Below are 25,538 nucleotides of genomic sequence, written 5' to 3'. Positions count from 1 at the left end.
GGCGTCCTGGCTTGAACTGTTCGCCGAACCCGCTGCGACCCTGCTTGCGAACATCCAGGCCAGTGAAGCACCCCACAAAACCAGCCAAGCCCTCGCCGAGTCCCAGCACAGCCGGGACCTGGTCAACCAAGCCTGCGGGATCCTCATCCACCAACAGCGGCAGAACTTAGTGATTGACGGCGGTGAGTGCCTGGTCGTAGATGTCCAAGGCTGTGGCGACTTCTTCGGCGGTGACGACGGCGGGTGGGACGACGTGGATGCGGTTGTCGGCGGCGAAGGGCAGGAGGCCGAGGCGGAGGAGTTTGGCTTTGAGGCGGCCCATGTAGGCGGGTGTGACGGGTTCCTTGGTGGTGCGGTCTTGGACGAGTTCGAGGGCCCAGAAGACGCCGCGGCCGCGGACTTCGCCGATGACGTCGTGCTTCCCTGCCAGGGCGCGGAGTCCGGGGCCGAGGTGGTCGCGGCCGATCATGGCTGCGTTTTCCACGATGCCTTCTTCTTCGAACGCTTCGATGGAGGCGACGACGGAGGCTGCGGCGAGGGGGTGGCCGGAGTAGGTGAGTCCGCCGGGGAAGACGCGTTCATCGAAGGTCGCCGCGATGGCGCCGGAGATGATGACGCCGCCGACGGGTACGTAGCCGGAGTTGACGCCCTTGGCGAAGGTGATCAGGTCCGGGGTGACGTTGAAGGCGTCCAGGGCGAACCAGTCGCCGGTGCGGCCGAATCCGGCCATGACCTCGTCGAGGATCATGACGATGCCGTATTCGTCGCAGAGGGCTCGGACGCCTTGGAGGTATTCGGGGGTGGGGACCATGATGCCTGCGGTACCGGGGATGGTTTCGAGCAGGATGGCGGCGATGGACTGGGGGCCTTCGCATTGGATGGTGCGGCGCAGGTAGTGCAGGGCGCGTTCGGTTTCCTGTTCCGGGGTTTCGGCCCAGAATTCGGAGCGGTAGAGGTAGGGCCCGAAGACGTGGACGTGTCCGCGGGCGTATTCATTGGGGATGCGGCGCCAGTCGCCGGTGGCGACGATCGCCGCACCGGTGTTGCCGTGGTAGGAGCGGTAGCGGGAGATGACCTTGTCTCGGCCGGTGTGCAGGCGGGCCATGCGGACGGCGTTCTCGTTCGCGTCGGCACCACCGTTGGTGAAGAAGACTTTCTCCATGTTCGCCGGGGCATGGGAGAGGATTCTCGCTGCTGCCCGGCCGCGGATGTGGCTGGCGTGCGAGGGGGCCAGGGTTGCCAGCTCGGTGGCCTGTTTGGCGATGGCGGCGATCAGCTTGGGGTGCTGGTGGCCGATGTTGGTGTTGACCAGTTGGCTGGAGAAGTCCAGGTAGGAGTTGCCGTCGTGGTCCCAGACCGTGGTGCCGGAGCCGCCGGCGATCACCAACGGCTTCAACGACTTCTGCGCGGACCAGGAATGGAACACGTTGGCCCGGTCGAGCTCTATGGCCTCGGCGTTGGTGATGGCGGCACTGGGCTCGGCGACGGCGTCTGCTGCGAGTACGGCGGCGGGGCTGGAGACCATGAGGGTTCCTCTCGGTGGACTTGTGGGGAGTTCCTCCATCATGCTGGGATCCAGGTTTATGATTCTCTATACCTTTGTACAAGCAGATAGCTTCTTTTCGACTTTTGACCATTCGAGGTTTAAGTGCCGCCAAGCATTAACGCTCTCCTCCGCAGCCGGACGCTCAAGCTCAAGCTGGTGGTGCCCGATGCGGGCTCCCCTGCTTTGAACGAGCCGGTCAGTTGGGTCCACAGCTCGGACTTGGAGGATCCCACGCCGTTCCTGGACGCCGGTCAACTGTTGCTCACTGACGGGACCCAGTTTCCGGTGGGTCACGCCATTGATCCTGCGTATGTCCAGCGGCTGGTGGACCATGGCATTGCGGGGTTGGGGTTCGCCACCCAAGTCATCCATGGCACGTTGCCTCCTGGCCTCGAGGAGGCTTGCAGGGATCAGGGGCTGCCCCTTCTGGAGGTGCCGGACCGGACGCCGTTCATTGCGATCATCCGTTCCGTTGCGGATGACTTGGCAAAAGAGGAGCATGCCAGGGCCGAGTGGTCGCTGCAGGCGCAGCGGGCAATTTCCCGGGCAGCGCTCAGGCCGGATGGGCTGACCTCGATCCTGGGTGAACTGGAACGTCAGCTGCATAGCTGGGTGGCGTTGTACGACGCCGCGGGCAAGTACGTGCGGATGCCGCGTAACCGGCCTGTGCCCTCGGAGATCAGCGCGGAGGTGTCGGAGAAGGTCAGGCTGGCCTTGGACCTTGGCAACCGTTCCGCATCGCACCTGGAAGTCGGGGGCCAGTCGGTGACGCTGCAGACCCTGGGCCGAAAAGGCAGCCTGCGTGGGGCGCTGGTCATCGGTGCGATCGAACCACTGGACCCGGCGCGTGCGGACATCGTGAACAGCGTTATTGGCCTGGCCAGCTTGGCCCTGGAGCAAACCCGCACCTTGGATACTGCCCGCCGGCACCTGCGTGCCGGGGTGTTCGAGCAGTTGCTGGCGGGCAGCACCGACGTCGCACTCAAAACCGCCCAACAGGTGTGGGGCGCTTTGCCGCGCGAACCGCTGCTGGTGACAACCTCGCGGCAGGAGAACCCGTCCCCGAACCTGCTCGAGGCCTTGGAACTGCTGGCCGATAACCACCGCGGGGCTGTGTTCTACGCCCTCCGCGGGGACCACCTGGTTGTCCTGGCCGGAACGGCACACCAGGACAAGGTCCTTGAACTCCTGGCACGGCACGGGCCCTGCGGAATCTCCGCCGAAACCACCATGGAGGGACTATCCGGCGCCCTTGAAGAAGCAACGCGTGGGTTGCGCCGGGCCACGGAACTGGGCAGGACCGCCGTCGAATTTTCCGAACTGTCAGAAGGTGGCATGCTCGGCCTCCTTCACGAGGAGAAAGCCGCGCCGGTGGCCCGGGGACTGTTGCAACCATTGCTGGCCCATGACGAGGCAGAGCAGACCGAACTGCTGGCCACGGTGCGCGAATGGTTCGCCAACAACTGCGTCTGGGACAGAACCGCCCGGCATCTGGGTGTGCACCGTCACACGCTCCGAAACCGGGTCGACGCCGCCGGCAGGATCCTGGGCCTGAACCTGGACAACATGCGCGACCGGCTGGAACTCTTCGCAGCGGTGCAGTTCATCGACGACTAAGAACCTGGTGGGTTGAAAGAAAGAACCCCGGGATGCGAGAAAGCCTCCGACGCGCCGCGGGACGCATCGGAGGCCTTCTCTTGCCAGGAGCCCAGTGCCAAGCCCTGACGTTTATCGGCTGTATCGCCTAGTTTTGGGGGAAGCCGAGGTTGATGCCGCCGTGGCTGGGGTCCAGCCAGCGGGAGGTAATGGCTTTTTCGCGGGTGTAGAACTGGAAGCCTTGCAGGCCGTAGGCCTTGGAGCTGCCGAAGATGGAGTCCTTGAAGCCGCCGAAGGAGTAGTAAGCCACGGGCACGGGGATGGGGACGTTGATGCCCACCATGCCTACTTCCACTTCGTTCTGGAAGCGTCGGGCCGCGCCGCCGTCGTTGGTGAAAATGGCCGTGCCGTTGCCGAAGGCACCGTTGTTGATCAGGTTCAGGCCTTCTTCGTAGCTCTTGACCCGGACAATGGCCAGGACCGGGCCGAAGATCTCTTCCGTGTAGACCCGGGAGGTGACAGGAACGTCGTCAATCAGCGTTGGGCCGAGCCAGAAGCCGTTCTCGTCCCCGTCGACCGTGATGCCGCGGCCATCGACGACGACTGTGGCGCCGTCCTCGATGGCGACGTCAATGTAGGAGGCCACCTTGTCGCGGTGCTGGGCGGTGACGAGCGGGCCCATGTCGCAATTCCGGCGGCCATCGCCGATCCGCAGGGTTGCCATGCGGGAAGTGATCTTCTCAATCAACTCGTCGGCGACGGGTTCGACGGCGACAACGACGCTGATGGCCATGCACCGCTCCCCCGCCGATCCGAAGCCGGCGTTGATGGCGGCGTCGGCGGTGAGGTCCAGGTCGGCGTCGGGCAGCACCAGCATGTGGTTCTTCGCACCACCCAGGGCCTGAACCCGCTTGCCGTTGCGGGCGGCGGTCTCGTAAATGTACTGGGCAATCGGGGTGGACCCAACGAAGGAAATGGCCTTCACATCCGGGTGCTCCAGGAGCCCGTCCACGGCTTCCTTGTCACCGTGCAGGACATTGAACACCCCATCGGGCAGCCCCGCTTCGGAGAAGAGCGCGGCAAGCCAGTTCGCCGCCGTCGGGTCCTTCTCGGACGGCTTCAGGACGACGGCGTTGCCCGCCGCGACCGCGATCGGCAGGAACCACAGCGGAACCATGGCCGGAAAGTTGAACGGACTGATGATGCCCACCACGCCCAGCGGGCCCTTGGTGGAGTACACGTCGACACCGGAGGAGACGTTCTCGGAGTGCTCGCCCTTGATCAGGTGCGGGAAGCCGGTAGCCAGCTCCACAACCTCCAGGCCGCGGGTGATCTCCCCGAGCGCGTCGGAGACGACCTTGCCGTGCTCTGCGGTGATGATCTCCGCCAGCTCACCCTTGCGCTCGTTCAGCAGTTCGCGGAAGCGGAAGATGATCTGCTGGCGCTTGGTGATCGAGAGGTCGCGCCAGGCCGGGAAGGCCTTCTGCGCCGAGGAGACGGCGGCTTCGATGTCGGCCCCGTTGGCCAGGGCCACCCGCTTGGTCTCGACGCCACGGGCGGGATCAAACACCGGGGCGGTGCGGTCGCCGGAGGAGAGTGCTTCTGCTCCCCCGATCCAGTGGGACAACACGGGGAGGTCTTGGTTGACTGACACGCTAATACTCGCTTTCAGGTGGTCTGTCTGAACGCCGATGGTGGCTCGGAAGCAACGGTAGTTGCGCGAACCCCCTCACCTCTGCAGACATTCGTCAATCTAGATTTGCTTGGATGGACTTTTGTACATAACGAGACCGAAAGCATGCCGCCTACCTGAATAAGGGAGCTTGATGCCCGTGATCGGACGCGCGTTTGACACCCAGCGCGGCGATGTGAGGCTCATCGTTTACTACGCGACACAAACCCGCTACTCTTGTCAGACAATCTGCATTTGTGGAATAACGGTACGAGCGTTGGGGGAATCCCATGGTGGAAACACATCTGTCACCGGAGCCTGCGTCCCTGCCTGTGCGGGTAGCGCCCGTGGCCTCGGTATCCCGCAGGGATGGCGTGTTGAATGAGATCCGGCGCGCCGTGGTGCTCGGTTCCATCAAGCCGGGGCAGAAGCTCACGGAAGTCCAGCTGTCGGAGTGGCTCAACGTCAGTCGCCCCACAGTCCGGGAGGCGCTGAACCAGATGGCCCAGGAGGGTCTGCTGATCCAGGAGCCCTACCGCGGGCTTCGGGTGGCCACCTTGGATGCCGCCGCCATCATGGACCTGGCCAACACCCGCATGGCGCTGGATATGCTGGCCGTGGAGGCAATCATCAGCGATGACAGCGGCCGACGCATGCGGATGGTTGAGGACAGCTGGGCCGAATACAGCAGGGTCGAAATGGATCCTGACCCGGTGATTCGGCACGAAAGCCATGTGGCATTCCACCGGAAACTCTGGGCGGCGTCCGAAAATGCGCTTCTGCTGCGGCTCTGGCCCGTGACTGAAGCCCACGTGACCATCATTCTCGCCCAGGACCAGGCCACCCGCGCGGACCCGGTCCGCGCACACAGGGTCCACGAGAAGTTGGTGGAGGCCATCCGCACCAAAGACATGAAGGTCATCCGGAAGGCCTTCAAGGAACACACCGTAGACAGCGCCAAGGAACTCATTGCGCTGCTGGACGCACCCGCGAGCAAGGAGAACTGATTGTGAAGATTCTGATTGTCGGTGCCAACGGATTGCTGGGCTCGGCCGCGGTGGCCGCGCTCCGCAAACGGCATGAGATCGTCGAGGCGTCCCGCTCCGGGGACGTTACCGTGGATCTGGCCGACCCCCAATCCATCCTGCGCATGTTCAAAGAGGTGGGCACGGTAGACGCCGTCATTTCCTGCACGGGCTCGGTCCCGTTCAAGCCCCTTAATGAACTGACCGCAGAGGACTTTCAATCCGCGTTTGCCGACAAGGTAATGGGCCAGGTCAACTTGGTCCAACTCGGGGTGGAATACCTATCCGACGGCGGGTCACTCACCATTACCTCGGGCGTCCTGGCCCGTGAGCCGATCCTGACCGGCGCTGCGGCCTCCCTTGCCAACGGGGCTCTGGAATCCTTCGTCATGGCCGCGGCCGCTGAATTGCCGCGCCGTATCCGCATCAACGCTGTCAGCCCAAGCGTCTTGGCCGAGGCCAAGGGCTATCACGAGTTCTTCCCCGGGTTTACGCAAGTACCGGCCGAAACGGTGGGACGCGCCTACGTGAAATCCGTGGAGGGAATACAGACAGGACAGGTGTACGCACTGGACTAGAGTTCCCGCAAACCAGGCCCGATCAGGCGCGGCGCACGGCTATTTTGAGGCCAGCGCCACCGCCGGGATCGGGCCTTTTTTGCTGCCCGGGGGACCCCACGCGGCACCCGCTTGGGCGTCATGACGACATTTTTGTAAAAGTACTGGACGTGGCGGCAATCACACGCTAGCGTTGAACTAGCAAACAGATTGTTTGACAATATAACAACCAAACGAGATGTCAACGGCGAGTGCCACGCCGCGTCTCATCCCCTGTACCGGCTCCATAGGCGGTCAGGGAGAACTTCATTCGAGCTGGCAATCCAGGCGTCCACCCGCCGCCAGCCCGGTCACCCGTTCCCGTCAAGAGGGTTTAACCATGACCAAAACAAGCAAGATCACCCTGGCCATCCTTGGCATTATTGTGCTGTCCCTGGCTGCAGGCTTCTTCGGCAGCGGCTTCCGAGGCAACAGCGCCTCGGCCTCCTCCGCCGCGTCACAGGGTTCGTTCATCGAGGAGATCAAGAAGCGCGGCGAACTCCGGGTCGGCGTCGCGATCGCTCCCCCGATGACCACCCAGCAGCCTGACGGCAGCTTGGGAGGACCGAACCTGATCCCGTTGGAAGACCTGGCCAAGCAGCTGGGCGTGAAGCTGGTCCCTGTGGCTGCTGAGTGGAAGAACATCGTCGCCGGCCTGCAGGCGAACCGCTACGACTTCGCCGCCAACCTCGACTACACCGTTGAGCGGTCCCTGGCGATCTCCTTCACCAACCCCGTTTACGAATACCCCGGAGTCTTCGTGGTGAAGGCGACATCGCCGTACACCACGTCCGAGCAGATCATCCAGTCGGGCGGTCAGATCGTCACCGCCCAGGGCGCAGCTCCCGAGGCCACCCTCAAGGGCCTCACCCAGAACATCATGCCGATGGACTCCTACTCCAACGCCATCTCCGCCATCCAGGCAGACCGCGCGGTTGCCGAGTTCACCGACCTTCCCACCGCCGAGTCCCAGGCGCAGGCAGACCAGTCCCTGAAGATCGTGGTCCCGGATCCTGAGATCTATTCCGGCACCGCCGCTTACGGTGTCCCGGCCTCCATCGATGACCGTTCGCTGCAGATCGTGAACATCGCGATCGAGCGGGCACAGAAGAGCAGCAAGCTGTCCCAGGCCTACGCCAAGGTCAACTACTTCGAAGTGGACAACCTCGGCGATCTGCTCAAGAAGTAATTCGCCAAGCCATCCGGCAAGGAGCCAAATCATGAATTACAACTTCGATTGGGACGTGGTGGCCCGGGCATTGCCTGCAATGATGCAGGGCCTGGGTATCACCCTCCAGATCACTGTCATCACCATCGTCATCAGCATGATCCTTGCGGTTCCCGTCGCCGTGGGCCGCATGTCAAAGATCGAGGTGATCCGGTGGGCAGCACAGGCCTATATCGAGCTGTTCCGCTGCACGCCACTGTTGGTCCAGCTGTTCTGGATCTTCTACGCCCTTCCTGCACTGACCGGGGTCACCCTCCCCGGCTATGTCTCGGCCATCATTGCCCTGACCTGTAACCTGACAGCTTTCATGGCCGAGGCCTACCGCAGCGGGTTCCAGTCCGTACCGGTGGAACAGGTGGAGGCCGGAAGCATGCTGCAGCTGAGCCGCTTCCAGCAACTGCGCTACATCATTGTTCCGCAGGCCCTCCGGCAACAGCTGCCGGTGATCCTGTCCCTGAACATCTCCTTGTTCAAAGACACCGCGCTGGTCTCCACCATCGCTGTTGCGGACCTGATGTTCATCGCCAACACCATCTCCTCCCAGACCTACCGGGCCCTGGAAGTGTTCACCCTGGCAGCAATCGTCTACTTCGCGATCGCCTTCCCCGTATCGCTGGCAACCAGCGCCCTGGAACGCCGGATGCAATCCAACGCGGGCCTGGGCAGCAAACCCAAAGGCGGGCTGCTGACCCGCATGATGCCCGGCTCGAAAGTGGCGATGGCACGATGAGCCACTCAGCACAGCTTCCCAGCACCATCGAGCAGAAGGACAATGATGTGAGCGAACAGAAGGGCATCCAGGTGGCACCTGCACAGCACGCCACAGGAACTGCCAGCAACGGGCAGGTCTTGGTAGAAGCCCGCGGCCTCCAGAAGAGCTTCGGCATCCGCCAGATCCTCAAGAACGTCGACTTCCAGATGAACAAGGGCGACATCACCGTCATCATCGGCAAGTCCGGTTCCGGAAAATCCACCTTGTTGCGGGCACTGGCCGGCCTCACCGACCCCGACGACGGTGAAATCCTGATGGACGGGCAAACCGTGTTCGCCGAACAGCAACGCACCAAGGCCTGGAACAACGTCCGCTCCGAGGTGGGCATGGTGTTCCAGACCTACACCCTCTGGCCCCACATGAACGTCCTTGACAACTTGGTCCTGGCACCGCGCAAGGTCCGCGGCGCCGCAGCATCGGAATCCCGTGACAGGGCCGAAGCGGCCCTGGACGAGGTAGGCATGAAGCACCACATCCTCAGCCGCCCCACCCAGCTCTCCGGCGGTGAACGGCAACGCGTCGCCATCGCCCGGGCACTGATGATGAAGCCCAAACTCCTGCTCTGCGACGAGATCACCTCGGCACTGGACCCACCCGTCGCCGCCGAAGTCCTGGATGTCCTGCGCCGGCTCAAGGAAGAAGACGGCATCGCCGTCGCCCTTGTCACCCATGACATGGCCTTCGCTTCCAAAGCAGCAGACCGCCTGGTGTTCTTCCACAACGGTGAAATCGCCGTCAACACCACACCGGAAGTTGCCTTCGACAACTGCGATAACCAAGACCTCAAGAAATTCGTTGACGCCGTCCGCTTCTAAGCCGGCAGCTCAGCAGGAAAGGAAGCACAGTGCACACCGTTGTGATTGGTGGCGGCGTCATCGGACTCACCCAGGCCTACCATCTGGCCCGTGAGGGCGGAGACGTCACCATCATCGACGCCCGGGCCACCGGCCTGGGCGCGTCGAAGGTCAACGCCGGGTGGATCTGCCCGGCCGAATCCGCACCCGTGCCAGGTCCCGGCGTCGTCCTGAAATCCATGAAATGGATGCTCCGACCGGACAGCCCGCTCTACATCAAACCCTCAGTGGATCCGGCGTTCATCCGGTTCATGCTGGGCATGTGGCGCAAATCCAACGCCCGCGACCAGCGCGCCGGTTTCGAAGCCCACCTCCGGCTCGCCGCCGACACCTTGCAGGTCTTCGACGAGTACCGCGCCGACGGCATGGACTTCGAACTGCACACCGACGGGCTGCTCATGGCCTTCATGGAACAGGACAACTTCGACCACCACGTCGATAACCTGGACCTGGCCGCCCAATATGGCCGGCAGCCCAAGGTGTTGGACCGGGACGCCGTCCACGAACAGGAACCCCTGCTCACCGACGGAGTCCTCGGCGGGATCTACTTCCCGCAGGAACGGCACGTCGATCCAGGCGCCATGGCCGCCGCACTGCACCAGCGCCTGGTGGCCATGGGAGTGAAGATCGTGGAAAACTCCCCGATCGACGCCGTGGTCCGCAACGGCGACCGCGTCACCGCCGTACACAGCGGCGGAACCCGCTACACCGCGGACAACTTCGTCCTCGCCGCAGGGGCCTGGAGCGGTAACCTGTCCAAGCAATTCGGCGTGCCGCTGCCCGTGCGTCCCGGCAAGGGCTACAGCGTCGAAGTTGCCCAGCTGGGCCTGCGCAGCACGGTCAATCTCTGGGACGCGAAAGTCGCGGTCACCCCGTTCAACGAACGCCTCCGCCTGGCCGGAACCATGGAATTCGGTGGGCTCGACGAGAACATCAACCAGCTCCGCGTCGACGCGATCCTCCGGGCACCGGCGAAGTACTTCCGCAACTGGGAAGCACCGGCCACCAAACCGACGCCGATGGCAGGCATGCGCCCCATGACACCGGACGGGCTCCCCGTCATCGGCCACCTGGGCCAGCTGGAGAACACCTACGTCTCCACCGGCCACGGGATGATGGGCGTCACCCTCGCCCCCGGCACCGCCGTGGCCCTGACGGACCTGATCGTCCGCGGCCGCGCTGCCGCGACGCTTCAACCCTTCAGGGCCGACCGCTTCCGCGGCGTCCAACGCCAGCCGGTCCCGGCCCTGTAAAGCCCACACAAGTTTCCTGCCGTCAACTGGCGGCCCCAAGGTCTCAGAAAGGACCCCTCATGTCCCACACGAAGAAGGAACTGCGCGGCATCCTCGCAGCCGTCACCACCCCGTTCACCCAGGACGGCGCAGCCATTGATGAATCCGCACTGCAACGCCAGGTGGAGCGCCTGGTGACCGCCGGGATCCACGGCATCGTCCCCACCGGCACCACCGGAGAATTCACCACCCTCTCCCCCGAGGAATACCGCCGCGTGATCGAGCTCTACGTCAAGGGCGTCGACGGCCGCATCCCCGTCGTCGCCGGCATCGGCGCGCTCTCCACCCAGGGCGCGATCGACCTGGCACAGCACGCCGAGAACGTCGGCGCTGACGCGATCATGCTGGTCCCGCCGTTCTACGATCCCCTGGACCTGACCACCCTGAAGGCGTTCCTGTCCGCCGTGGCCGGTTCCATCACCATCCCGATCGTGTACTACAACGTTCCCGGCGCCACCGGCATCCAGCTCACCGCCGCCGAGCTGGCCGAACTCGGTGACATCGACGGCGTGGATTACATCAAGAACACCTCCGACGACGCCGTGGGCCTGGCCGAACTCCTGGCCGCCCGCACCGACAAGATCAAGGCCTTCAACGGCTGGGACACCCTGACGTTCTTCGGTATCGCTTCCGGCGCTGAGGCCTCCGTTTGGGGCACCGCCGGAGTTGTCCCGGAACTGGCTGTCGAATTCTGGAACGCCCTGGCTGAGGAGAAGGACCTGGTCCGCGCCCGCGAACTCTGGAAGCACCTCTGGGCCATCAGCGACTTCCTCGAGTCCGTGAACTACGTAGCCGGCATCAAGGCGGGCCTGGAACTCATCGGCGAACCCGTCGGCCCGGCACGCCTGCCCATCCAGCCCCTCCCGGCCGAAGAGCGCGCACGCTTCGCGGCGATCCTGCAGAACGCAGGCGTCCTCCCCGCAGCAGCGGCAGCATGATGCAGCGCTCCGCCAACGTCACCCCAGGTGGCAAGCTCACCCTGGACGCCATTGAGGTCCATGCCGAAGGCGAACCCGGACGCATCCTGACCGACGCAGCCTCCCTCGTGGAAGGCACGACGATGGCGGAGCGCCTGCAGTACTGCAAAGACAACCTGGATTGGCTGCGACGGCTCATGCTCCACGAGCCGCGCGGCTACCCCGGACTCTGCTCCGTCATCCTCACCCCACCGGTCAATGAGGGTTCCGACTTCGGGATCGTGGTCCTGGAACAAGGCGGGTTCACGCCGATGTCCGGGTCGAACACCATCTGCGCCGTCACGGCGGTCCTCGAACACGGCATCGTCCCGGTCCGCGGGCCCGAAACGATCGTCACCATCGACACTGCGGTGGGCACCGTCACCGCCGTCGCGGGGGTCGACGCCGGCAAGGTCCTCTCGGTGACCGTCGTGAACGTCCCCGCGTTCGTCGTCGAACTCGACCACCCACTGGAGGTGCCCGAATACGGCACCGTACCCGTCGACGTCGTGTTCGGCGGGCAGTTCTTCGCCCAAGCCCGCGTCGCGGACCTCGGCCTGGAACTGCACCCGGACAACGGCAAGGAACTAGCCCGGGCAGGCGCGCTCATTAAGATGGCGGCGCTCGAGCAGATCCAGGTCACCCACCCGGACAACGCGGGGATCTCCGGCGTGAACCTCATCATGCTCCACACCGGTGACCGGGTCCCGGGACGGCAGGACCGCAACACCGTGGTCCTGTCCAACGGCAAACTTGTCCCCTCCGACCCGTCCACCTGGACCGGGGCGCTGGACCGGTCCCCCTGCGGGACCGGTACCTCCGCCCGGATGGCTGCGCTTCACGCCCGCGGGCAACTCGCCGTCGGGGAGGATTTTTCGCACCACAGCATCATCGGCAGCGAGTTCATCGGCCGCCTGACAGGCACGACGACGGTCGGCCCACGTGAAGCGGTCCTGCCGACCATCACCGGACGCGCATGGGTCACCGGCACCAGCCAATGGGTGCTCGATCCCACCGATCCCTTCCCCACCGGCTACACCGTCGGCGACATCTGGGCACCCGGCGCCTAACCCCTACCCCCGCCGCCCCGCGAGTTGGCATTTGATGACAGTGTTTGGCCCAAACATTGCCATTAACTGCCATCTCGAACCCCCGAAAACCATAGAAAGCAGGAGTTGTGAGCCAGTTCATCAACGGCAAGCTCGTCGAGGGCACCACCGGCGAGACCGTGGACGTCATCGACCCGTCCAACGGCGAAACCATCCAAACGATCACCCTCGCCGGCAGCGACGACGTCAACGCCGCCGTCCAGGCCGCCCGCGACGCCTTCCCGGCCTGGTCCCGTGCCACGCCCGCTGAGCGGTCGGCCGTGCTGACCAAGTTCGCTGCGCTGATGGAAGAACGCGCCGAGGAGTTCGCGCAGCTCGAGTCGCGTCAGGCCGGTAAACCGATCCGCCTCACCCGTGAATTCGACGTTCCTGGAACCATCGACAATATTGCCTTCTTCGCCGGCGCCGCCCGCAACCTCGAAGGCAAAGCCACCGGCGAATACTCCCCCGACCACACCTCCTCCATCCGCCGCGAAGCGATCGGCGTGATCGGTTCGATCTCCCCGTGGAACTACCCACTGCAGATGGCCGCGTGGAAGATCCTTCCCGCCATCGCCGCGGGCAACACGATCGTCCTCAAACCCGCGGAAATCACCCCGCTCACTTCCTTGCTGTTCGCCGAAGTCGCCACCGAAGCGGGCGTCCCGGACGGCGTCATCAACGTCATCACCGGCCGCGGCTCCACCGTCGGCGCGGAACTGCTCCGCCACCCGGACGTGGACATGCTCTCCTTCACCGGCTCCACCAGTGTGGGCCGGACCGTCCTGGACGCAGCAGCGACCACCGCAAAGCGGGTACACCTCGAACTCGGCGGCAAGGCACCCTTCGTGGTGTTCGACGACGCCGACCTGGAAGCCGCGATCCACGGCGCCGTCGCCGGATCCCTGATCAACACCGGCCAGGACTGCACCGCGGCCACCCGCGCAATAGTCCACCGCTCCCTCTACGAGAAATTCATCGAGGGCGTCGCGGACCTCTACGCCAAGGTCAAGCTCGGCCCCACGTTGGATCCGGCCACAGACCTTGGCCCGCTCGTCTCCCGCAAACACCAGGAAACCGTTGCCGGCATGGTCGAACGCGCCCGTGGTTACGCGCGGGTTTACGGAGGTGGAATCCCTGACGGTGACTTCGCCAACGGCTCGTTCTACCGGCCCACCCTCGTCGCCGACGCAACCCCGGACTCCGAAATCTTCCGCGACGAAGTCTTCGGCCCCGTCCTGGCCGTCACCCCCTTCGACACCGACGACGAAGCCATCGCCCTGGCCAACGACACCCCCTACGGGCTCGCCGCATCGGCCTGGACCACCAACGTCTACCGGGCCAACCGCGCCACCCGCGACATCAGGGCCGGAGCCGTCTGGGTGAACGACCACATCCCGATCATCTCCGAGATGCCCCACGGCGGCCTCAAACAATCCGGATTCGGCAAAGACATGTCCACCTACTCACTGGACGAATACACCGTGGTCAAGCACGTCATGTTCGACCTCACCGGCGAACAAGCCAAACCCTGGCACCGCACCATCTTCACCTTGGAAGGACAGCAGTAGATGACGACGACGGGACTCGCCGGGCGTTTCGCCGGCAAGACCGCGCTGGTCACCGGCGCCGGCGGCGGCATCGGATCAGCCATCAGCCTCAGGCTGGCCTCTGAAGGTGCCCACGTTTACGTGGCCGATGCCAACGAAGTCGCGGCGAAGGAAGTTGCCGCCTCCATCCTTGCGGAGGGCTTCAGCGCAGAACCGCTGGTGTTCGATCTCCTGGACGCTGCGGCGTCAGCAGCGGCGATCCAGCAGATCGTGGAAGCCCGCGGTCGGCTTGATGTACTGGCCAACAACGCCGGCATCAACCGGCGCGGAGACCTGCTCTCCCTCAGCGAGGAGGACTGGGACCTGTCCTTCGCAGTGAACGTGGATTCTCTGTTCCATCTCTGCCGGGCGGCACTCCCCCACATGATTGACGCGGGCGGTGGCGCGATCGTGAACACGGCCTCGCAGTGGGGCCTGTATCCCGCACCGGCGCATATTGCCTACAACGTGTCCAAGGCAGCCGTGGTGGCGTTCACCAAGAACCTCGCGCGCGACTACGCCCCGAACAACATCCGGGTCAACGCCGTCGCCCCCGGTGAAGTGCACACACCCATGCTCGAAGCCGGGCTGGCCCGCAACGGCCGGACCGTGGCGGACCTGGATGCCCTGGTGCCGTTCGGCCGGATCGGGAAACCAGAGGAAATCGCCGCGCTCGTGGCCTTCCTGGCCTCCGACGAAGCACCCTACATCTGCGGATCGGTCATCGAAATCACCGGCGCCCAGGCAGTGGCATGAGCGCGGGAATGCTGAACGGCAAGACCGTTCTCGTCACGGGTGCGTCCCGTGGCATCGGGCGAGCCACTGCTAAGGCAGTCCACCGCGACGGCGCACACGTGGTCCTGCACTACGGAAACGACAAGGACTCGGCCCAAGCCTCCGCAGAGCAACTCGGGGACCGTGTCCTGCTGGTCCAAGGCAATCTCCGCGACCCTGCTGAACGCCAGCGCGTCTGGACCGAAGCAAGCAACTGGCGTGGCGGCGTCGACGTCCTGGTCAACAACGCCGGAGCTTGGTTGCCCTCCGAACTCAATGACAGCCGGGCGTGGGAGGAAGGCTGGGAAGCGAACTACGAGCTGAACCTCCTGGCACCCGCTGACCTCTGCCGTTGGGCGATCCTCGGGTTCAAGGAGCGGGGCGGAGGCATCATCGTCAACGTGACCAGCCGCTCCGCCCACCGAGGGGACGACGCCGAACACCTCGCCTACGGCGCGGCGAAGGGCGGACTCCTGGCCCTGACCAAGGGCATCGCCCGCGGCTACGGCAAGCACAACATCCTCGCCTACGCTGTGGCCCCTGGCTGGGTAGCAACCGACATCGCCGGAGACCTCGCCAACGACCCCGGCGTGCTCGAAAGCCTGCCGCTCGGCGAAGTCACTCCGCCGGAAGACGTCGCCGAAGTCATCACTTTCCTGGCTTCCGGACGCTCCCGGCACAGTACGGGATCAACCATCGACATCACCGGCGCGGACTACGTCCGCTGACCTTTCCCGCTCCGACGGCGGCGCCAACCCGCAATGGGGAGGCCCGCCGTCGGGCCTGGATCACCTCCCTCAACCAACGCGTCCTCGACCCATCAGACCCCTTCCAAGAAGACTTCGTGGTGGGCAAACCCTGGAAAGCAGAGTACTGACATGGCCAACGGACGAATCGACGACTGGGCTACGCTTCCCGGGGCCCACGTGCGCATCAGGCAGCAAGGCGCGGACATCTGCACCGGAACCGTGGACGCCGTCACTGTAGACGGAAGCATCCTCTGGCTCCACACTGCCCTGGATGGCCGGCGGCTGTTCGAAAAAGCCGAGTACTACGAAGCATGGGCAGCCGAAGAACGCGTGGGCTTCCACTACCGGATGGCACTTGGCTCAGAAACCCGGCCATAACCGCGACGGCCGGGTTTCGTAGTCATGTTGTACCTCATCCGCCCGGATTGCAGTCAGTCGAGTAGCGCTACGCCAAACTCAGCGACGACGGCCCGCAATTCCCCGAGGTAGCGCTGCGCTTGGTCGGTAAGCGGAATCGCAGCGTGACCGATCCAGCCGATCTCGATGCGTTCGTCAACGTCGAGTGGGATGGCGACAATCTCCGGGTCGAGTTGCCCGCTGATGATGCCCGTCGAGATCGTGTAGCCGTGGAGGCCGATCATGAGGTTGAAGATCGTGGCACGGTCAGAGACCCGGATCTCCTGCTTGCTGGACAAGGTGGAGAGGATCTCCTCGGCGAAGTAGAAGGAGTTGTTCGCACCTTGGTCGAAGGTCAGCCGCGGCAAGCCGGCGAGATCGTCGAGTGTCGCTCGCTCTTTTGCGGCGAGCGGGTTCTTCCGTGAAATGAAAATGTGTGGATCCGCGAGGAAAAGGGGTGTGAACGCCAGCCCGGATTCCCGGAGCAGCTTGTCGATGACCTTCCGGTTGAAATCGTTCCGGTACAGGATGCCTATCTCGCTGCGGAGTGTCCGGACATCCTCGATGATGTCCCAGGTGCGGGACTCACGGAGCGAGAACTCGTATTCGGCCACCTCAGTGGCTTTGACCATCCGGACGAAGGCGTCCACCGCAAAGGAGTAGTGCTGCGTTGACACCCCGAGCAGACGTCGCGTCGGTGGCCTGCCGAGGTAGCGCTGCTCGAGGAGGGCGAACTGCTCGACCACCTGCCTCGCATAGCCGAGGAACTCTGCCCCGTCCTCGGTGAGGGTGACCCCGCGGGCGGACCGAACAAGGAGCGCACGGCCTACCCGGGCCTCGAGGTCCTTCATCGCTGCGGACATTGTCGGCTGCGCTACGTAGAGCAGATCGGCCGCCGCGGAGATCGACCCCTCGGCTGCAACTTCAATGAAGTAGCGGAGCTGCTGCAGGGTCAATCCGCTCGAAATCTGGGCCATAGGCAAATTCTATATGAATGCATAGCAACCACGAGTTACCTGATACCCCTCGAAAAGCTGCACCATGGATACGTCCCCTTCTGAAAGGCCGTCTCCGGCCCATCATCAACGGATTGGCAGCTATGGCAGACGACTTCACCTTCAATATCACCACCACCCGCTTCGACGAGGACTACTCCCCGTCAGAAGGCTCCCGGATCACGACGAACTTCGCCAACCTCGCACGGGGCGAGCACCGCCAGGAGAACCTCCGCAACGCCTTAACCATGATCCGCCGACGCTTCAACGATCTCGCAGACTGGGACAACCCGGACCGGGACCGCTACACGCTCGAGCTTGAGATCGTTTCCGTGCAGATCCAGTTCACTGCCGAAGGTACGGATCAGCAGTTCCCCCTGTTCGAGGTTCTCGACATCCAGATCGTCGACCAACTGAACGGCGTCCGTCACCAAGGGATCGTCGGGAACAACTTCTCCTCCTACGTCCGTGACTTCGACTTCAGCGTGGTACTGCCGGCGGCAACAGCGGAAGCCGGCAAGCCCACCGTTCCCGAGAACTTCGGCGATCTTCACGGCAAACTGTTCCAGCAATTCCTCGATTCCCCGGCATGCCAGGAACGCTTCCCGCAGCCGCCGGTGGTGTGCATCAGCGTCTCAACCACCAAGACGTACCGGCGAACGGAGAACCGTCACCCGGTCCTGGGCGTCGAGTACCAGCAGGACGAGTTCTCACTGACGGACGCGTACTTCGCAAAAATGGGACTGCAGGTGCGCTACTTCATGCCACGCGGCAGCGTGGCTCCCCTCGCCTTCTATTTCCGCGGCGACCTGCTCAACGACTACTCCAACCTGCAACTGATCGGCACGATCAGCACCATGGAGACGTTCCAGAAGATCTACCGCCCGGAAGTTTATAACGCGAACTCCGCAGCCGCCGTCGTCTATCAGCCCAGCCTGGGAGAGCAGGACTACTCGCGGACGCAGATCGCCTACGACCGCGTCGAGCGCAGTCAGCTGGCGATCAAGCAGGCCAAGTACACGGAGGAGCACTTCATCACACCCCACAAGGACCTGCTGGACCAGTGGACCGCCAACTACCCCGCTCTCGTCAACTGACTTACGGAGAATCGTCAATCATGAACACACTTTTGCCCACCACCGTTGTCGGAAGCCTGCCGAAACCATCGTGGCTCGCACAGCCGGAGACGCTGTGGTCTCCGTGGAAGCTGGAGGGAGACGCACTGCTCGAGGGCAAGCAGGATGCGCTGCGCATCGCACTCCATGAGCAGAGCCGGCGTGGAATCGACATCGTCAGCGACGGCGAGCAAACCCGCCAGCACTTCGTCACGACTTTCATCGAGCATCTCAGCGGGGTCGACTTTGAACAGCGCAGGACCGTGCGCATCCGCGATCGCTACGACGCCAGCGTGCCGACCGTCGTCGGACCGGTGCGCCGCGAACGGCCCGTATTCGTCGAAGACGCAAAGTTCCTCCGCGCAGCCACCGACCGGCCGATCAAATGGACCCTTCCCGGTCCAATGACGATGGTGGACACGCTCTTCGATGACCACTACAAGAGCCGCGAGAAGCTCGCCTGGGAGTTCGCCACGATCCTGAACCAGGAGGCCAAAGAACTCGAGGCCGCCGGCGTGGACATCATCCAGTTCGACGAGCCCGCGTTCAATGTCTTCCTCGATGAGGTCAAGGACTGGGGCGTGGCTGCGCTTGAGAGGGCCGCAGAAGGACTGCGCGCTGAGACCGCCGTGCATATCTGTTACGGCTACGGGATCAAGGCGAACAATGACTGGAAGGCGACGCTCGGCTCACAGTGGCGGCAGTACGAGGAAACGTTCCCGCTGCTGCAAGGCTCCAGCATCGACATCATCTCGCTGGAATCCCAGAACTCCCACGTGCCCATGGACCTCATCGAGCTCCTCCGCGGCAAGAAAGTCATGCTCGGGGCAATCGACGTCGCAAGCGAGACCATCGAGACCCCGGAGGAGGTCGCCGACACCCTCCGCAAGGCCCTTCAGTTCGTCGATGCGGACAAGCTCCTCCCCAGCTCCAACTGTGGCATGGCACCGTTCCCCCGGGACATCGCACTGGCCAAGCTGAGTGCTCTCAGCGCAGGGACGAACATCATTCGCGAGGAACTCGCCGGCTCCGCCCCCAGGGTGTCATAACGATGTTTCACGCCTACCCCACGGACACGTGGCTTGACGCTCGCAAGCAAGGATTCCCGTCCTCCCTCTCGGCCGATGAATTCAAGTCACTGTTCCGTGGCCACCCGGGAGGTGTGGCCGTCGTCACGGCGGATGCGGGCGAGGGACCGGTGGCACTGACAGTATCGTCGGTTGTGTCAGTGAGCGCGGAACCACCGTTGCTGATTTTCTCGGTCTCGGCACTGTCCTCTTCGTCCAAGGTGCTTTCGCGCGCCGAAACCGTCGTCGTGCACCTTCTGGACGCGCACGACGTCGACCTGGCGAAGTTTGGGGCGACCCCCGGCGCCGACCGCTTTGACCAGACTCACCGCTGGTCGGCCCTTCCGACTGGCGAAGCGGTGTACGACGATGTCCGCGCCTGGGTGCGCTGCGCCGTCATCGATCGCATTGAGGTGGGGACCTCCACCATCATCGCCGTTCACGCCCTGGAGTCCCGCGTGATGCGCGACGTCCAAGCGGGCGAACCCGGCGACGCCCTGGTGTACCACAACCGTTCATGGCACCGTCTGGGCGAGCATTCCAGGCTCGAAGGCTGAGCGCCGCCCCAACAATGCTTGGCGGCAAGCCGCATGGCTCACGACGGCGGGAGGACACCTCCCGCCGTCGGGCATCGTTAACAGCGGAACGGCTTCCTGAATAATCCGCGGAAGGTGTGCACAATGTGCACACCTTCTTTCGCCCTGCAACGCCGGGCGGACTCTTGGTTCTCATGATGAGGCCGCTTCATCTTCGTCCGGGCCACGTTTGGCCCCGTCACTCAGTGCCCTCGCCGGCCGTCGCGCGCGCCCGCACGACGCCCGTGGGTCCATTCTTGAGAATCTTGGCTACAGCAGCCTCAGTAACTCCCATCGCCCTGGCCATGGCGGCGATGCTTACACCGTTGTGAGAATGCTTGATCAAGGCCAGGCGCCGCTTCTCGGCGATGAGGGCGCGTTGAAGTGCGCACGCCCGGATCTCCGCCGTGTATTCGGCGATGTCCCGAAGGACAGTTGGATTGAAGCGCGTGTAAACCACTTCAGTACCCCCAAGTAAAGTTCAGATTTCGAATCGACAGTTATCCGCATGGACTGTCAAATGGCTGTCACATCCACGTCTCAGAGCGTCACAATCGCTGGAGTGCCGCAGTTCACACAACCTTGGTTAGGGGTTGCCTTTGCGCCCTTCCTGTGCGGCCCATTTAGGCCCTTCGTGCCCTTTGTTGGCGCGGTTCAAACGATCTTCGGCTGCATTCCATCACCCCCGTCCTGGCGGCAGGCGTCAAGAGATGTTGCTCGGCCTGCCGGGATAAATAATTAGGAAACACTTTCATGATGTAAATAACTTAGGTAAGCCTTAGCTTACTCATGAAAGGAGGCTCGATGCGGAACTCATCCCGCGCCTTGCTCGTTATGGGTGCCGGTGGAGGCATCGGCCGGGCTGTGGCCCACCGCCTTGCCGCAGCGGCAAGCACCCAGGACCTGCTGGTCCTTGCGGACAGCAACGAAGGGGCCCTCAACGAAACAGCCGCCGGGCTGGAAGGCGAGAACGTGCTCACGGTTCCTGCCGATGTTTCCGACCCGGACGATGTCCACGACTTGTTTGATCGCATCGCCGGTTCCGGCGCTGCCCTGGCCCAGCTTGTTCATGCCGCCGGTATCCACAGCGTTGGGTCTGCCATGGACGCCAGCCTTGCCGATTGGAACAAGGTCATGAGTGTCAATGCAACAGGCACTTTTCTGGTGATCACCGCAGCCGCCCGGCAGATGCTGGCCACCATGAACCGCAACCGGGCCGTCGTCGTCGTCGGATCCAACGCGGCCGGAGTCCCCCGAAGCGCCATGCCGGTCTACGCAGCGTCAAAGGCCGCCGCTGCGGCACTGACCCGCTCGCTTGGCTTGGAACTGGCGCCGCACGGCATCCGCTGCAACACCATCTGTCCGGGCTCCACCGACACAGGTATGCAGAGGGAATTCTGGGGCAACGATCCCGAACGCGGCCTTGAGTCCGTCCTCAAGGGCGACGCGGCCCAATTCCGGGTAGGCATTCCCCTGGGAAAAATCGCCACACCGGCCGATATCGCAGCAACCGCGGCCTTCCTCCTTTCCGAGGACGCCGGACATATCACCATGCAGGACATTTACGTCGACGGCGGAGCAACCCTCCGCGCCTAAGCAACCCCGACCACCGAAAGGTACAAAGTGACGCTTCAACTTGCCCCTGAGATCCCGGATGCAGCCAGGTGGCTGCGGGATCCCCTGGAAGAGTATCGCCCCGGCGACTTCCTGATCACCGGACGATCGGGAACCATCCTTGGCCGTGGAAACCAGCGCTTCCAAAGCACCGCGTCGGAACGCGGGACGCTCCGCAAAGTCCTCGACGGAGGAACCAGCCTGCTCGGAGGTGTGCTGCCTTTCACCCCGGGTGAACCCGGGCACTTTCTGCTGATGGAGTCCACCCTGCGGGGCCCGCAATTGACCGGAAGGTCCACGCATCCGGCGCTGGGGTCGATTGATGCGCCTGCGCTTGAGCGCAAGACCTCCGAAGCCCACTTCAAGGCAGCTGTGAGCAAGGCGCTGACCCGCTTCACGCCTGAAGGACTTCAGAAGGTGGTTCTCGCCCGCTCGCAACGGGCCCGGCTTGTGCAGCCACTCGATCTGGCAGGGCTTCTGGTGCGCCTGTTGCAGCAAAACCCGACCGCATACACCTTCGCCGCACCGTTGCCTGAGGGACGGACACTGGTTGGCGCCAGTCCGGAATTGCTGATCCGCCGCTCGGGAAACTACGCCCTGAGCAACCCGCTGGCCGGCTCAGTGCCCCTGACCGGCGATGAAGGGATCGATCGTGAGAACGCCCGGCAGTTGCTCGATTCTGCCAAGGACCTGCGCGAGCACGCCATTGTGGTGGACATGGTCGCCGAGGTTCTGGACGGCTTCTGCACGGGGCTCGACGTCCCGGCGCGGCCCGAACTGATCAGGACAGGTTCAATGATGCACCTGTCCACCAAAATCCAAGGCCGGTTGCGCGATACCGATACGAGTGCTCTCGATCTGGCATTCGCTTTGCATCCGACTCCCGCCGTGTGCGGCTGGCCAACCGACGCGGCTTCCGAGCTGATCAAGGAACTGGAGGACGGTGACCGGGGCTACTATGCAGGAGCTGCAGGGTGGACGGATGCTTCGGGCGACGGCGAATGGGTCGTCAGCATCCGCTGCGCCGAGATCGGCGACCAGGACCTGCGGATCCACGCCGGGGCCGGAATTGTTCCCGGAAGCGACCCGGACCTCGAATTCGCTGAAACCGAGGCGAAATTCCGTACCATCCTGCGCGGAATGGGGCTGGGAGCATGAAACTCGAAGGGACCATCCCGTGGCCTGCGGAGACGGCCGCACGCTACCGTGCCGCCGGCTACTGGACCGGTGAACGGCTGGACCGGGTCGGCGTGCACCACGCCAACAACACACCGGAAGCGACCGCCGTCGTCGATGATGCCGAACGACTGACCTACGCAGCTTTCGAGCGGCGCGTGGCGCAAATGGCTGGTGGCTTCATTTCGCTGGGAATCCAGCCACGCGACCGGGTCCTGCTGCAACTACCCAACCGTGTGTCCTTCCTGGTCGCGGCTCTTGCCTTGATGCGCGCGGGTGCCATCCCGGTCTATCTCCTCCCGGCACACCGTCACAGCGAAGTAGCTGCCATCGCTGCACAGGCCGAGCCAGTGGCCTACATCGGGCCATCGGTACACGAAAACTTCGACTACCGTCCCATGGCCGCCGACCTCGCCAGAAGCACGGCCGCCACCCTGCATCGTGCGGCGCTACGGGTCATCATCGACGGCGAAACACTCGAGGGGCAGTTGGGTCTCGGTGAGGTACTCGATTCAGGGTTGGGAAGGGAATGCTGGGACGGAATACCTGCAGACACCGGTGATGTGGCTTTCCTCCAGTTGTCCGGAGGAACCACCGGCACACCGAAACTTATCCCACGCACCCACGACGATTACCTGTATTCCGTACGGCAGAGTGTCAAAGTCTGCGGCTTGGACTCCGGGGCCGTGATGTTGCTGGTCCTCCCGGCAGCGCATAACTTCCCCATGAGCTCTCCCGGTTTCCTGGGTGTCCTTCTGGCCGGCGGCACGATCGTCCTCGGTTCCTCTGCGGCCCCGGACCTTGCGTTCCCGGTCATCGAACGAGAATCCGTGACGATTGTTCCTTTGGTCCCGCCGCTCGCCCTCGCGTGGATGAGGGCAGCTGCTGGAACAACCTCCAACCTGCAAAGCCTGCGGACCATCCAAGTGGGCGGCGCTAAGTTTCTCCCGGAATCGGCCCGCCGCATCAAGGGCGACCTGGGAGCGAACCTGCAGCAGGTTTTTGGCATGGCCGAGGGGTTGGTGTGTTACACCCGGGAGGGCGACCCGGACGAACTCGTCGCCACCAGCCAGGGTCGGCCCATGAGCGAAGCCGATGAGGTCAGGGTCGTCGACGACGAGGACCAACCCGTCGAGGACGGCACGGCCGGGCACCTGCTCACCCGCGGGCCCTACACGATCCGCGGTTACTACAAGGCTGAGCAGCACAACTCCACCGCCTTCACAGCGGACGGCTTCTACCGGACCGGGGACATCGTCCGGCGCCTGCCGGGCGGCTACTTGAGCGTCGAAGGCCGGTCCAAGGACCAGATTAACCGCGGTGGCGAAAAGATCTCCGCCGAGGAAGTGGAAGATCACCTGCTAGCCCACCCCTTGGTGCATGACGCAGCCGTTGTGGCCATACCGGACCCCTATCTGGGTGAGCGGAGCTGCGCCGTGATCGTACCCGCCGGGGACACAACACCGGCCCGCAAAGAGATCCTTCAATTCATCAGGGACCGGGGCGTCGCGGCACACAAAATCCCGGACCGGGTCGAAATCGTCCCGGCTTTCCCCACAACGGGAGTGGGCAAGAACAGCCGTGCGCACCTTCGCCGCACCCTGGCGGAGCAACTGCGGCCGGCAACCGGGCTGCAGGCCCAACCAAGCCACCAGTGACCAATCGCCACCCATCACACCAAGGAGTTCACTTTTGAGCCAGCGACTTCCCGCAACCATCAGCTACCCGCTTCCGGCACCAGGCGCGCTGCCCGTCGGTCCACTCGACTGGGCCGCCAACGCGGAACGGTCCGCCCTGCTGATCCACGATATGCAGCGCCACTTCCTGAAGCCCTTCGATGCGGACACCGAACCCATCACGAACGTCATCGCGAACATCAGGTCACTGCGTGATCAGGCCCGGGAACTTGGCATCCCGGTCTTCTACACGGCACAGCCCTCCCACCAGGATCCCAAGGACCGCGCCCTGTTGACCGACCTGTGGGGCAAAGGCATCGGCACGAACGTCGAAGGGGCCGAGATCATCCCGGAACTCAGCCCCGAGGAGGGCGACACCGTCCTGACGAAATGGCGCTATTCGGCGTACCAGCGCAGCGACTTCGCCGAGCGCCTGACGGCGGCGGGACGGACGCAGCTCGCCATCACTGGCGTGTATGCCCACATCGGCTGCCAGGTCACGGCAACAGATGCGTTCATGCAGGACGTACAACCGTTCTTCGTCGCCGATGCAGTCGCCGATTTCTCCGAAGCACACCATCAGCAGGCTCTCGAATGGGTGGCCGGCAGGTGCGGCGTGGTGACCACAACGGAGCAGCTGAGGCAGGCCTGGTCCACGGAAACCCCCAGCAGCGCAGTTTCCAACACAGCCAGTGCTGCCCTGCTGAGGGGCAAGATCGCCGAACTGACTTACCTGGACCCGGAAGAAATCGACGAAGCGGAAAACCTGACGGATCTCGGCGTCGACTCGATCCGCATGATGGAGCTCGTGGACTTCCTGCGCAGAGCCGGGTACTTGGTCTCGTTCGAGCATCTGGCCGAACAACCAACCATCCGGAACTGGACCAAGCTTCTCGATACAGCCGGAGCCAATGCGCACCGGCCTGAGTACGCAGGAGCCGGAAAGTAGCCATGAACGAGACACAGAACCCTTTCGACGAAGAGGCAGGGACCTTCGTGGTCCTCAGCAACCATGAAGAACAACGCAGCCTGTGGCCAGTCTTTGCGATCGTTCCGGACGGGTGGACCATCGTCCACGGCCCGGATTCCCGGCAGGCTTGCGTCGATCACATCGAAAGCACATGGACTGACCTCAGGCCACTGAGCCTGCGCGCACAACTGGGCCAGCCCCTCCCCCTATAAGCGAC

General features: G+C 63.8%; 25 protein-coding genes. 21 read left to right on the top strand and 4 right to left on the bottom strand.

Annotated elements, in window-relative coordinates; translation table 11 throughout:
* Positions 1 to 166: 166 nt before the first annotated feature.
* A complete protein-coding gene (locus ACIPV6_RS15955; RefSeq protein WP_400271813.1) occupies positions 167 to 1,525 on the bottom strand; it encodes an aspartate aminotransferase family protein in 1,359 nt (452 codons plus the stop codon).
* 123 nt (positions 1,526 to 1,648) lie between these two features.
* Between ACIPV6_RS15955 and ACIPV6_RS15950 the strand changes: the two genes are divergently transcribed.
* The gene (locus tag ACIPV6_RS15950) at positions 1,649 to 3,163 is read left to right on the top strand and encodes a PucR family transcriptional regulator (RefSeq protein ID WP_400271812.1); all 1,515 of its coding nucleotides are present in this window, start codon (positions 1,649 to 1,651) and stop codon (positions 3,161 to 3,163) included.
* Positions 3,164 to 3,290: 127 nt separating this feature from the next.
* On the opposite strand, the gene ACIPV6_RS15945 is transcribed toward ACIPV6_RS15950, so the two are convergent.
* On the bottom strand, positions 3,291 to 4,796 hold the full coding sequence (locus ACIPV6_RS15945) for a CoA-acylating methylmalonate-semialdehyde dehydrogenase (protein ID WP_400271811.1): 1,506 nt from the start codon (positions 4,794 to 4,796) through the stop codon (positions 3,291 to 3,293).
* 308 nt (positions 4,797 to 5,104) lie between these two features.
* On the opposite strand from ACIPV6_RS15945, the gene ACIPV6_RS15940 reads away from it, so the two are divergent.
* The 12 genes from ACIPV6_RS15940 (at position 5,105) to ACIPV6_RS15885 (ending at position 16,115) form a co-directional block, all read left to right on the top strand.
* On the top strand, positions 5,105 to 5,821 hold the full coding sequence (locus ACIPV6_RS15940) for a GntR family transcriptional regulator (protein WP_400271810.1): 717 nt from the start codon (positions 5,105 to 5,107) through the stop codon (positions 5,819 to 5,821).
* Positions 5,822 to 5,823: 2 nt separating this feature from the next.
* On the top strand, positions 5,824 to 6,417 hold the full coding sequence (locus tag ACIPV6_RS15935; protein ID WP_400271809.1) for a short chain dehydrogenase: 594 nt from the start codon (positions 5,824 to 5,826) through the stop codon (positions 6,415 to 6,417).
* 358 nt (positions 6,418 to 6,775) lie between these two features.
* On the top strand, positions 6,776 to 7,624 hold the full coding sequence (locus tag ACIPV6_RS15930; RefSeq protein WP_400271808.1) for a substrate-binding periplasmic protein: 849 nt from the start codon (positions 6,776 to 6,778) through the stop codon (positions 7,622 to 7,624).
* 31 nt (positions 7,625 to 7,655) lie between these two features.
* Entirely contained in the window at positions 7,656 to 8,393 is a 738-nt protein-coding gene (locus tag ACIPV6_RS15925; RefSeq protein ID WP_400271807.1) for an amino acid ABC transporter permease, read from the top strand.
* The gene (locus tag ACIPV6_RS15920; RefSeq protein WP_400271806.1) at positions 8,390 to 9,250 is read left to right on the top strand and encodes an amino acid ABC transporter ATP-binding protein; all 861 of its coding nucleotides are present in this window, start codon (positions 8,390 to 8,392) and stop codon (positions 9,248 to 9,250) included. Before ACIPV6_RS15925 ends, ACIPV6_RS15920 begins: the two co-directional genes overlap by 4 nt.
* Before the next feature lie 29 nt (positions 9,251 to 9,279).
* The gene (locus tag ACIPV6_RS15915) at positions 9,280 to 10,542 is read left to right on the top strand and encodes an NAD(P)/FAD-dependent oxidoreductase (RefSeq protein ID WP_400271805.1); all 1,263 of its coding nucleotides are present in this window, start codon (positions 9,280 to 9,282) and stop codon (positions 10,540 to 10,542) included.
* A 59-nt stretch (positions 10,543 to 10,601) separates the two neighbouring features.
* Positions 10,602 to 11,519 (top strand): dihydrodipicolinate synthase family protein, encoded by a 918-nt coding sequence (locus ACIPV6_RS15910; protein ID WP_400271804.1) that lies wholly within the window; start codon positions 10,602 to 10,604, stop codon positions 11,517 to 11,519.
* On the top strand, positions 11,516 to 12,607 hold the full coding sequence (locus ACIPV6_RS15905; protein ID WP_400271803.1) for a proline racemase family protein: 1,092 nt from the start codon (positions 11,516 to 11,518) through the stop codon (positions 12,605 to 12,607). Before ACIPV6_RS15910 ends, ACIPV6_RS15905 begins: the two co-directional genes overlap by 4 nt.
* A gap of 107 nt (positions 12,608 to 12,714) precedes the next feature.
* On the top strand, positions 12,715 to 14,196 hold the full coding sequence (locus tag ACIPV6_RS15900; RefSeq protein ID WP_400271802.1) for a gamma-aminobutyraldehyde dehydrogenase: 1,482 nt from the start codon (positions 12,715 to 12,717) through the stop codon (positions 14,194 to 14,196).
* Positions 14,197 to 14,970, top strand: a complete 774-nt coding sequence (locus ACIPV6_RS15895; protein WP_400271801.1) for an SDR family NAD(P)-dependent oxidoreductase — start codon at positions 14,197 to 14,199, stop codon at positions 14,968 to 14,970. It begins immediately after the preceding gene.
* Positions 14,967 to 15,716 carry an SDR family NAD(P)-dependent oxidoreductase gene (locus ACIPV6_RS15890; protein WP_400271800.1) on the top strand — a complete coding sequence of 250 codons (750 nt, stop codon included), beginning with the start codon at positions 14,967 to 14,969 and terminating at the stop codon, positions 15,714 to 15,716. Before ACIPV6_RS15895 ends, ACIPV6_RS15890 begins: the two co-directional genes overlap by 4 nt.
* Positions 15,717 to 15,866: 150 nt before the next feature.
* A complete protein-coding gene (locus tag ACIPV6_RS15885) occupies positions 15,867 to 16,115 on the top strand; it encodes a hypothetical protein (protein WP_400271799.1) in 249 nt (82 codons plus the stop codon).
* A 53-nt stretch (positions 16,116 to 16,168) separates the two neighbouring features.
* Here ACIPV6_RS15885 and ACIPV6_RS15880 read toward each other — a convergent pair whose 3' ends face one another.
* Positions 16,169 to 17,110, bottom strand: coding sequence for a LysR family transcriptional regulator (locus ACIPV6_RS15880; RefSeq protein ID WP_400271798.1), 942 nt, complete (start codon positions 17,108 to 17,110; stop codon positions 16,169 to 16,171).
* A 122-nt stretch (positions 17,111 to 17,232) separates the two neighbouring features.
* Between ACIPV6_RS15880 and ACIPV6_RS15875 the strand changes: the two genes are divergently transcribed.
* From ACIPV6_RS15875 to ACIPV6_RS15865, 3 genes are read left to right on the top strand one after another with little or no spacing between them, the layout of a single operon-like run.
* The gene (locus ACIPV6_RS15875) at positions 17,233 to 18,225 is read left to right on the top strand and encodes a DUF1852 domain-containing protein (RefSeq protein WP_400271797.1); all 993 of its coding nucleotides are present in this window, start codon (positions 17,233 to 17,235) and stop codon (positions 18,223 to 18,225) included.
* Positions 18,226 to 18,245: 20 nt separating this feature from the next.
* Positions 18,246 to 19,292 carry a methionine synthase gene (locus ACIPV6_RS15870; RefSeq protein ID WP_400271796.1) on the top strand — a complete coding sequence of 349 codons (1,047 nt, stop codon included), beginning with the start codon at positions 18,246 to 18,248 and terminating at the stop codon, positions 19,290 to 19,292.
* A gap of 2 nt (positions 19,293 to 19,294) precedes the next feature.
* The gene (locus ACIPV6_RS15865) at positions 19,295 to 19,867 is read left to right on the top strand and encodes a flavin reductase family protein (protein WP_400271795.1); all 573 of its coding nucleotides are present in this window, start codon (positions 19,295 to 19,297) and stop codon (positions 19,865 to 19,867) included.
* 217 nt (positions 19,868 to 20,084) lie between these two features.
* Here ACIPV6_RS15865 and ACIPV6_RS15860 read toward each other — a convergent pair whose 3' ends face one another.
* Positions 20,085 to 20,345 (bottom strand): hypothetical protein, encoded by a 261-nt coding sequence (locus tag ACIPV6_RS15860; RefSeq protein ID WP_400271794.1) that lies wholly within the window; start codon positions 20,343 to 20,345, stop codon positions 20,085 to 20,087.
* Between the two features lie 344 nt (positions 20,346 to 20,689).
* Between ACIPV6_RS15860 and ACIPV6_RS15855 the strand changes: the two genes are divergently transcribed.
* The 5 genes from ACIPV6_RS15855 to ACIPV6_RS15835 are packed head-to-tail and all read left to right on the top strand — an operon-like array spanning position 20,690 to position 25,533.
* Complete coding sequence (locus ACIPV6_RS15855; RefSeq protein ID WP_400271793.1) at positions 20,690 to 21,481, top strand: SDR family oxidoreductase; 792 nt, start codon at positions 20,690 to 20,692, stop codon at positions 21,479 to 21,481.
* A gap of 27 nt (positions 21,482 to 21,508) precedes the next feature.
* Positions 21,509 to 22,657, top strand: coding sequence for an isochorismate synthase MenF (locus ACIPV6_RS15850; protein ID WP_400271792.1), 1,149 nt, complete (start codon positions 21,509 to 21,511; stop codon positions 22,655 to 22,657).
* A complete protein-coding gene (locus ACIPV6_RS15845) occupies positions 22,654 to 24,333 on the top strand; it encodes a (2,3-dihydroxybenzoyl)adenylate synthase (RefSeq protein WP_400271791.1) in 1,680 nt (559 codons plus the stop codon). The genes ACIPV6_RS15850 and ACIPV6_RS15845 overlap by 4 nt, the downstream gene beginning before the upstream one ends.
* Positions 24,334 to 24,367: 34 nt before the next feature.
* Complete coding sequence (locus ACIPV6_RS15840; RefSeq protein ID WP_400271790.1) at positions 24,368 to 25,300, top strand: isochorismatase family protein; 933 nt, start codon at positions 24,368 to 24,370, stop codon at positions 25,298 to 25,300.
* Between the two features lie 2 nt (positions 25,301 to 25,302).
* Positions 25,303 to 25,533 (top strand): MbtH family protein, encoded by a 231-nt coding sequence (locus tag ACIPV6_RS15835; protein ID WP_400271789.1) that lies wholly within the window; start codon positions 25,303 to 25,305, stop codon positions 25,531 to 25,533.
* Positions 25,534 to 25,538 lie beyond the last annotated feature (5 nt).

The sequence above is a fragment of the Paenarthrobacter sp. NPDC089988 genome (assembly GCF_044748465.1).
Lineage (GTDB): Bacteria > Actinomycetota > Actinomycetes > Actinomycetales > Micrococcaceae > Arthrobacter.
Note: the sequence above shows the minus strand (reverse complement) of the source record. Positions and strands in the feature narration are given on the sequence as shown.